Raw genomic sequence first — 9,384 nt, forward strand, 5'->3', positions numbered from 1 at the left:
AGTTTACTTTGACGCATTCATTGACCTTGCTACAATTCATATCTGGATTAACAAAATATTATTAGTGGGATAGGTTCAAGCTTTCTGTTAAAGCAGCAGCCAAGAGTGGCTGATTAATGTTATCCACTGGTTCGTTGTCTAAAACAAAATCATCAGGTAACTTTTCCCAAGTGACATTATAAGTGGCTGCATTGGCTAGCATAATCAGAATATCTCAAGTACAAATTCAATTTCTAATGACCCGATTAAAAAATTGCACACGGCATTACTCCTGAGCAAGGGTTCGCACTTCTTCCACTGACAATCCCAAAGCTTGGGCAATCTGTTCGATGGTCAAATTCATTTGCAATAATCGGGGTATGGCATCTCTTCTAGCTTGTTCTGCAAGTTCCGCCCGTTGGCGTTCTTGCTCGGCGTTGCGAGAAATTTCTGTGTAAGTTAAAAACCGTTCTCCATCAGGGCGATATAATAACTGTAAACCCTCTGATGATGGAACAAAGCGAATTTTTAACAGAGGACTAACCCAATCTTCCATTTGGGGGATGACATCTAACCCATCTTCACTACGCAACCATCCACGCAAATTATTTTTCTCAGGATCGTAAATGTAGTACTCTTCTACGCCATAGCGGTCATAGAAAAGTAATTTCTTGTCCATTTCAGTTTGGGTGTTGCTGGGAGAAAGAATTTCAAACACTACTTGCGGCGCAATTCCCTCCTCTTTCCATTGTTGGTAGCAAAGGCGATCGCCCTTTGGTCTACCTAATACCACCATCACATCTGGGGCGTTAACAATTTTGTTGCGTCCCTCTACCGGATACCAAAACAAATCCCCGGCGACAAATACATTTGGATCGTCGGCAAATAGCCAATCTAAATTCTGCTTAATTTCTACAATCCAGCCAAACTGTATAGTATTATTTGCCACTGGTTGTCCGTCACTATCTGGGTAGATGACCTCTGGCTGGGTCGGCGGTTGGATTTGCGATACCATAGCTTCGCCCTCAGAAGGATATTTAATCGGGATGCTTCCAAATTAGCAGACTCTTAAGGATGTCTGCGGCATGAATCTGGAATGATAACTAACCAAAACAGTACGATTGTTCTACTATAAACTAATTAAAGATAGTATTATTAAGGACTGTTTCATAAGAAACTCCTTCTTCGCCGCCCAATATGTCAGACAAACAGCTAGCAGCATCCTTGAATGGACATCTTCCGTACCCCAGCCACAACAGCCAGAATACCATTCGGATTCGGGGTGCTAGGCAGCATAATCTGAAAAATATTGACTTGGAATTGCCACGCGATCGCCTAATCGTATTCACTGGCGTTTCTGGTTCTGGTAAGTCTTCTCTAGCGTTTGATACCATCTTCGCTGAAGGGCAACGTCGCTATGTGGAATCTCTCAGCGCCTACGCACGGCAATTTTTAGGACAACTGGATAAGCCGGATGTCGAAGCCATTGAAGGCTTAAGTCCAGCAATTTCTATTGACCAAAAGTCAACGTCTCATAACCCTCGTTCCACTGTGGGTACGGTGACAGAGATTTACGACTATTTGCGGCTGTTATTTGGTCGGGCTGGCGAACCCCATTGTCCGATATGCGATCGCTGTATTGCACCCCAGACAATCGATGAGATGTGCGATCGCATCATGGAGTTACCAGATCGCACCCGCTTCCAAATTCTTGCACCCGTTGTCAGGGGAAAAAAAGGCACACATCGTAAGCTTTTGTCAAGTCTTGCTTCTCAAGGTTTTGTCCGCGTGCGGATCAATGGCGAGATCCGAGAACTGTCAGATTCCATTGAATTGGATAAAAATTTTACCCACACCATCGAAGTGGTAATTGACCGCTTGGTGAAAAAGGCTGATATTCAGGAGCGTTTGGTTGATTCCCTGTCTACGTGTCTCAAGCAATCGGGTGGGATTGCAGCCATTCTGGTGAGTCTGCTTGGTGACGACGGACAAGAAAAAGAAGAAGAGTTAGTATTTTCGGAAAACTTTGCTTGTCCAGAACATGGCGCGGTGATGGAGGAACTATCACCGCGATTGTTCTCCTTTAACTCACCTTATGGTGCTTGTCCGCACTGTCATGGAATCGGGACTTTAAGAAGATTTGCGCCAGATTTGATCGTACCTGACTGGGAAGCGCCAGTTTATGCTGCGATCGCGCCTTGGTCAGAAAAAGATAATTCTTATTACTTAGAATTACTCTATAGCGTCGGACAGATTTATGGGTTTGAATTACAGACAAATTGGAGCAAGCTGACAGAAGAACAGCAGCAAATCATTTTGTTTGGTGAGAAAGATGAACGAGCCGCAGAAGCACAAAGAAAGCAGAGTTTTAAAGGTGCTATTCCAATTTTGCAACGGCAGTATGAGGGTGGTTCGGAATTAATTAAACAAAAATTAGAGCAGTATTTAATCGATCAACCTTGTGAGGTTTGTAAAGGAAAACGGTTAAAACCGGAAGCCTTGGCGGTGAAATTAGGACAATATGGAATTTTAGAATTGACTACCGTATCAATTCGGGATTGTCGAGAGAGAATTGAGCAATTTAAGTTGAGCGATCGCCAGTTACAAATTGCTGATTTAGTCCTGCGAGAAATCAAGGCAAGATTGCAATTTTTGTTGGATGTAGGTTTAGATTACCTCACCCTTGACCGTCCCGCCATGACTCTTTCTGGTGGCGAAGCCCAACGAATTCGTCTAGCAACGCAAATTGGTTCTGGATTAACGGGAGTTCTCTACGTTTTAGATGAACCGAGTATTGGTTTGCATCAACGAGATAATGGCAGGTTACTTAAAACCCTAACAAAATTGCGCGATTTGGGTAATACATTAATTGTCGTTGAACACGATGAAGAAACAATTCGTGCAGCTAATCATATAGTTGATATTGGCCCTGGTGCAGGAATCCACGGCGGAAATATTATCGCCCAAGGTGATTTTGAGGCGTTATTAGCAGCAGAAGATTCCTTAACGGGTGCATATTTATCAGGAAGGCGAGTAATTAACACACCAGCAGAACGCCGAGAAGGAAATGGGCGCAGTTTGGGAATTAAAAATGCCCATCGCAACAATTTACAAAATATAGATGTAGACATTCCGCTAGGTAAACTCGTCTCCATTACTGGTGTGTCTGGTTCTGGCAAATCTACACTGATTAATGAATTACTGTACCCATCTCTGCAACACCATTTAACTAAGAAAGTTCCCTTACCCAGACATTTGGATAAAATCCAGGGATTAAACGCGATTGATAAAGCGATCGTTATCGATCAATCCCCAATTGGACGCACGCCACGTTCTAACCCTGCAACTTACACAGGAATTTTTGATGCGATTCGGGATGTATTTTCCCAAACAGTAGAAGCTAAAGCTAGGGGTTACAAACCTGGACAATTTTCCTTCAACGTTAAAGGTGGACGTTGCGAAGCTTGTAGCGGACAGGGTGTGAATGTGATTGAAATGAACTTTCTCCCGGATGTTTACGTGCAATGCGAAATTTGTAAAGGTGCAAGATACAACCGCGAAACTTTGCAGGTGAAGTATAAAGATAAGTCAATCTCTGATGTTTTGAGAATGACAGTTGAGGAAAGTTTAGACTTTTTCCAGAATATTCCCAAAGCGATCGCGCGTTTGCAAACTTTATTTGATGTCGGGTTGGGTTATGTCCAACTAGGGCAACCTGCGACGACTTTATCTGGTGGTGAAGCGCAACGGGTGAAATTAGCAACAGAACTATCTCGACGCGCCACAGGTAAGACACTTTATTTGATAGATGAACCGACAACAGGGTTATCTTTTTATGATGTCCACAAATTATTAGATGTGTTGCAACGATTGGTAGATAAAGGCAATTCAATATTAGTAATTGAACACAACTTAGATGTAATTCGTTGTTCTGACTGGGTGATAGATTTGGGGCCAGAAGGTGGCGATAAAGGCGGAGAATTGATTGCTGTGGGTACGCCAGAAGAAGTTGCAAAAAATCCCAGGTCTTATACTGGGCAATATTTAAAGCAGGTGTTGAAACAGTATCCGGCGGTGAAGAAGTAGTAGGGCGGTGAGGTGTGTTATTAAAAATTAAAGCATCTCATGTAAATTATTGAAAACTTTCTTTACTTTGGGCTTCACTTTAACAAGTATGTAATTAATTGTATTATTAATGTAGTGCAATATAATTGAAGCTGACTACAAGTAATTATTGTTACAAATGAACACTAGTACTTCAATATACGATAGCTTTATAAGCCTTGATAATCTCAAACTCGCTTGGGAGCGCGTTCGCTACTTTGATCGCTCTGATTCACGAGACTGGATTGGCCTAAAAGTATTTGCTGCTAATCGTGACCACAACCTTGAACTACTCAGACAAACTTTGGCGGGGAGAACTTTTGAAGCTTCATACCCAGAAATTAAGTACCTCCCCAAGGCATCTCAGACTTTGCGTCCAATGGCAATACTGGCAGTTAGCGATCGTGTTGTCTATCAGGCTATAGCTAATGTTGTGGCTTAAAAGGCTAGACCAATTCTGTCTACAGTAGCTAATCGCCAGTCTTTTGCTAACGTTTTGTCCAGTCCAGAACAAAAACCCATGTTTATGCCTTGGAAGATACAGTATCGTCTTTTCCAAAAAAAGTTTCAAACTCTGTATGAAGAAGGTAATGTTTGGTTAGCAGAAACAGACATGGCCGCTTTTTACGAGACGATAGATCAAGCCAAGTTGATCAAGTATCTGTGTGAAAAACAGCTTCTTGATGATCCAACTGCTGAACATCTCCTCACGTACTTACCTATCTGGGCTTCAGTTAAGGGAGAAGAACCAATAAATCGCGGACTCCCACAAGGGTGCTTGGCATCGGATTTTTTCGCAAATATTTTCCTATATGAATTTGATAAAGAACTTTCTGTCCAAGACTACCACTATATTCGATACGTAGATGATATTAGGTTACTTGCCAGGACTAGAGAAGCGGTTCAGCAAGGGCTTATCCGAATTGATAGAGCCTTAAAAAGTTTAGGACTTTTAATACAAACCACTAAAACTACAGTGCGTCAAATTAATGATTTTGCAGAAGAAGCGGATCGAATGGCATCTAAACTATCAGAAGTGGATCGCAGATTTACTGAACTAAATGAGATACCGGACACAACATTAGCTGATTCTCTAGCAGAACCATCATTACATGACGTTGCTCTTTTGGGTGAGGATTGTGAAATAGGCAATGCGAGCATAGATTTATTAATAGCTACTTCAGGATTACAAGAAGATTTACTTGAGTTATTTTGGCAAGCAAAAAAGTCTATTGATAGTAGTGGAAATGATCCCTTTGCTGAACGTCATTTAAAGTTCTGTTTATACCGTTTAGATCCGAATCCTGCAATTGTAACTGCAATACTACCATATTTGCTTGATAGACCTTGGCTCACCGATCCATTACATCGATATTTAAGAAAATGTAAGCTTGAAAAAGATGCCATTGAGTTTCTAGATCAAAATATTATTGCTAAACACAGTGTATACGATAGCACTGTAACATTTGCAATTGAAACTCTCATGCGTCAGAATTTTTCACTTCGTTATCATCATGGTTTATTTAGAAAATGGCTAACTGATAATAAGCGCGACTGGCCACTACTTTGCGCAGTTGTGATGGCGTTAGGAGATAACCAAGAGAAAATGAGTGTTTTGCTCAATGTAATTTCATCTTTTTCATATAGTCCATCAGTAAGACGTACAGCAATTATTCAAGCCTTGCGACTAGCAATTGATGAGCATGAAGCTCTATGTATTCTGAAACAGAGCATCTGTGATTTGTCACCAATCGTGATTGATGCTTTGCTATACCAGCTATACGTTGAACGTGGTCTAACAATGGAGAAATTGGGTCTTAATGAAACACAAAAACTTAGTGAATACTCCATAAATTCTGCTAGAGGGTATGATAACTCTCTGCCTCATCTTCAATCATGCTACATACGGCACACTTTCACAAAATTCTACAGAGTTAAGTTTTCTGAGCCAGTAGACTTTCATGCTTTACTTGGATCAGAATATAAACGTGCAACCGAATTTCTATGGCAATCTGATAAATCATACCTTCCTAATCCTTCGCGATATGTGTCTCAGTTAGATTTGTTTCATGAAGAATTACTTTATCCCATAATTGTAGACAAACTCAAATTGAAACCTAGTAGGGAAGATGTTCTAAAAATGGCTTTGCCAGATAGAATGGAATATATCCATACTCAACTTCAAGAAAAAAAACTTAGTATATTCGCTACCGCATTACTCAAGTGTCATAAATTAAGATCATTAAGTACAGAAGCTCATACTCGGCTGCATAAAATTTTAGACCCAACCAACCCAGTTGGTTGGCATGAGCGCGATGCTCTCAAAAAGTATCTATGTGGCGCTTACCAGGAATTGGTAGATTGGCTGTTGCAACATAATTAATGATATTTGTGTATCATATCAATTATCTACAATGCCGCTAGTTTAATATCTTTAAAATAATTTTATTCTCGCACTATAAGATTAACTAATAGCTATCCGGCGGTGAAGAAGTAGAGTTTTCTCTCGGTCATAGATGCAAAGAAGCTTACCGCAGGGTAGGTGCAAATAAAAGCAGATCCCCAACTTATCAAACAAGTTGAGGATCTGCGGTTGGCAATTCTCACAAATAAAATAGGATTGCAATAAATATTTATCAAATTGTGGCTAAAGCTGGTTCTGCCAAAAAATATTTCAGATTTTCTTGCTGGGTAGCAAATTTCAGATATTGAGATGCCATTTCTGGTGTTAGCAATTCAATCATTAACCTGTTTTCCACCCAGAACTCAATCACATCAAAGAAAGAATCGCGGTTACAGCGCACTACACGCCAACCTTCACGCACACCAATTGCTTCAATTTCTTGTTGACTAATGGGTACAGAAATAGCTGCATGAATATCTGTATATCTGGAAGTAATAGCAGTATGTACAAATACGCATTCTTCATCACCTTCACCAGGTTCTATTTGAGAACCTAAAGGATAAAGTTCAATGGCTGTGCCGTATTCATCAAAAGGTATAACCATATAACTTCCTGGATTAGGAGGAAAGGGAACAGCTGGCGCTTTTAAGATTTCCGCCAAAACTTGAGCAACATGGCTAGGGTTTCTAACAGCAATTGAAATATGGTGAATCATAGAATAACCTCAGTTCGATATTTTGTAGATTAGAAAACAATCGGGTAGAACTAGGGGAGGTAGGGGAGAGAAAAAATTCTTAACCTCAGCGTATTGGGTTTTATACAAATTGAATGCTCATTAGCTTACTGAGGTCGTCCATAATGAGCGCGACCTTTACCATCGGCAGTCTCAAGTACTAAAACTTGCTGCCCATAATCATTCACTCTAGACAATTGGGGAATTTTAAAACCCCCACATCACTGTAGGGGTTAAGCATCAGGGAAATCTTTCGTCTCTTCGACTTGGATCTTCTAGCATATTTTCTGCTTCCTTGACTTCTGGTTCGTAACCGCAGTTAATGCAGTGGTATAACTGCACGCGTACCCTTTGGTTGTCCTCGTTTATGATCCAATAAGGCGATGGGCTGTAACATTTGCAGCCACAACCAGGGCACGGATATTTATAGTCATGCATCAGTTTTGGCGATCGCTCTCGACAACTCCCGAAACAGCATATTTGCAACTTTGGACATCAGCTTATTTTGTAAGTGCTTACCGTTAAGCAGCTGTCTACCTGAAGCATCAACCTTACTTTTGAGGGTTTCTTTGTAAACAGCAATTTCGTTGGCGATGGGATTGTCAGGCAAGCGATCGTCAATTTCAACCTTGGTGATCACGTATTGCCAAAAGGTCATTCGACATAGTGCCGAACCACTACCTTTTTCAACTAGACTGTCTCCAGACTGTTCAAGAACCGTTCCCATGCCCAATCTGAGTTTAAAAGCGTCCCTTGAACGGTTACGTTTGACTCTCTTTACATCGCCGGGGAGAAATTTCACCACACGTTTACCCTTTTCACGCGTGACTTCCTTTTTCTTTACCTCTCGGACTTCTCGCTCGATCAGCTGTTTGCCATTGATCAAAAACGCTTCAAACGGGTAGATGCGACTTAAAAGGCGTGCGCGAATCCGACTACCAAAATGGAACTGATCGAAAATCTGGTTATAGATTTTAAACTGTTCATCGTTGACCAGTGCCTTAAGTTCAATCTCTAGGCGCTGCTCCTCGATGTTAATGTCACAAAGCCAGTCACCGTGCAGCCGGACGATTGGATCTATCTCTAGTCCAAGTTGTAAACTAATCGATTTTTGGTAAATTCTAGTTATCGATTTGTAGCTTTGTGGGTGTACTTCTAACTCCCTCTCTGCCAACCAACCCCATAGCGGGGGGACGTTTCCCGGTTTGGTACTTTTAGTTTTACTGTGTGCCTTTTCTGGGAATTGCCACGCTAGCATTTGACGAGTGTAATTGATAATTGGCGATTGAACACGGTTAAGGTGTTCAAGCTTTTGCACCAGTTCGCGGATCTGATCGATCGGTTGTGGGCGGTGTATAAGAAACTGGCACGGGTTAAGTTCGCCAGACTCTAGATAATTTTCTTGATCCACAGCGTAAGCGGACATCGCTAAAGCGTCAGCCTCATCAGATTTATTGGGTAAGTTTTTACCACCGCGATAGCGGCGTAGCTCAATGTGACCTACCCAAAGGATCTTAATTCCTAAATTTTCTAAAATTCTTGCCCAAAGCCTTGAGTAATGATTTCCCGTTGGCTCGAGTATTGCAATATCTACTTTGTTATTTGTCACATAATCAGCAAAATCAAAAGCTGATTTTTGGTTGGTTTTTGGCTTGGGACTGGAGTAGAAACTAGGGAATAAACTATTGGCTTTGGTTCTAGCTTTTTGCCAATAGGCCTTTAATCCACCTACAGGGTATTGTGTTAAAATGTGGCAAGTTACGCTTGACTTACTAACATCAACTCCCAAGGATGTAATCGATTTAATTGTCATGGTTCTGCTGATAATTGGAGTTTCTTGATATTCGTGTTTGCACCACGAATTAAAAGACCCAGTTTTGACGCTCGAATCCTCCTAACATCCCAATACAGGGGCGCGATTCACTCTTAACGCTGGGTTTACCCGGTAGCTCTAGGGAAGGTGCGCTTGAAAGCTTCAACACCCCACGAATGGGTGTGCGATTCGTCTCTAACGCCCCACTCCCTAGAAACAGTGGGGCGGATTGCTTTGGACACAACCCGCGACGGTGGGTAATTTCCACCGTTTCGGCTACTGTGTCAGGTAGCCCGCGCTTTCATGAAGCGCGATCGCTTGCAGCGGGCGGTTACGCCATCGCAACAATTG

6 protein-coding genes and 1 pseudogene are annotated in these 9,384 nt (G+C 41.6%); 3 read left to right on the forward strand and 4 right to left on the reverse strand.

The features are described 5' to 3' along the window. Positions 1–67: 67 nt before the first annotated feature. Positions 68–202: pseudogene (locus tag HWQ43_RS17470) on the reverse strand (Uma2 family endonuclease); the annotation flags it as partial. 63 nt (positions 203–265) lie between these two features. Then, on the reverse strand, positions 266–994 hold the full coding sequence (locus HWQ43_RS17475) for a Uma2 family endonuclease (RefSeq protein WP_292736321.1): 729 nt from the start codon (positions 992–994) through the stop codon (positions 266–268). 182 nt (positions 995–1,176) lie between these two features. Here HWQ43_RS17475 and uvrA point away from each other — a divergent pair, with 182 nt between their 5' ends. The 3 genes from uvrA to HWQ43_RS17490 all read left to right on the forward strand — a co-directional run bounded on the left by uvrA (position 1,177) and on the right by HWQ43_RS17490 (position 6,466). After that, positions 1,177–4,065, forward strand: a complete 2,889-nt coding sequence (gene uvrA / locus HWQ43_RS17480; RefSeq protein ID WP_292736323.1) for an excinuclease ABC subunit UvrA — start codon at positions 1,177–1,179, stop codon at positions 4,063–4,065. Positions 4,066–4,222: 157 nt separating this feature from the next. Then, positions 4,223–4,525, forward strand: coding sequence for a hypothetical protein (locus HWQ43_RS17485; RefSeq protein WP_292736325.1), 303 nt, complete (start codon positions 4,223–4,225; stop codon positions 4,523–4,525). Positions 4,526–4,579: 54 nt separating this feature from the next. Beyond that, entirely contained in the window at positions 4,580–6,466 is a 1,887-nt protein-coding gene (locus HWQ43_RS17490; protein WP_292736327.1) for an RNA-directed DNA polymerase, read from the forward strand. A 253-nt stretch (positions 6,467–6,719) separates the two neighbouring features. Here HWQ43_RS17490 and HWQ43_RS17495 read toward each other — a convergent pair whose 3' ends face one another. Together HWQ43_RS17495 and HWQ43_RS17500 are read right to left on the reverse strand one after the other, a co-directional pair. Further along, positions 6,720–7,202, reverse strand: coding sequence for a hypothetical protein (locus HWQ43_RS17495; RefSeq protein ID WP_292736329.1), 483 nt, complete (start codon positions 7,200–7,202; stop codon positions 6,720–6,722). A gap of 448 nt (positions 7,203–7,650) precedes the next feature. Next, the gene (locus HWQ43_RS17500; RefSeq protein WP_292736332.1) at positions 7,651–9,033 is read right to left on the reverse strand and encodes a transposase; all 1,383 of its coding nucleotides are present in this window, start codon (positions 9,031–9,033) and stop codon (positions 7,651–7,653) included. Between the last annotated feature and the right edge of the window lie 351 nt (positions 9,034–9,384).

Source organism: Nostoc sp. JL31, from assembly GCF_017114965.1.
Lineage (GTDB): Bacteria > Cyanobacteriota > Cyanobacteriia > Cyanobacteriales > Nostocaceae > Nostoc > Nostoc punctiforme_A.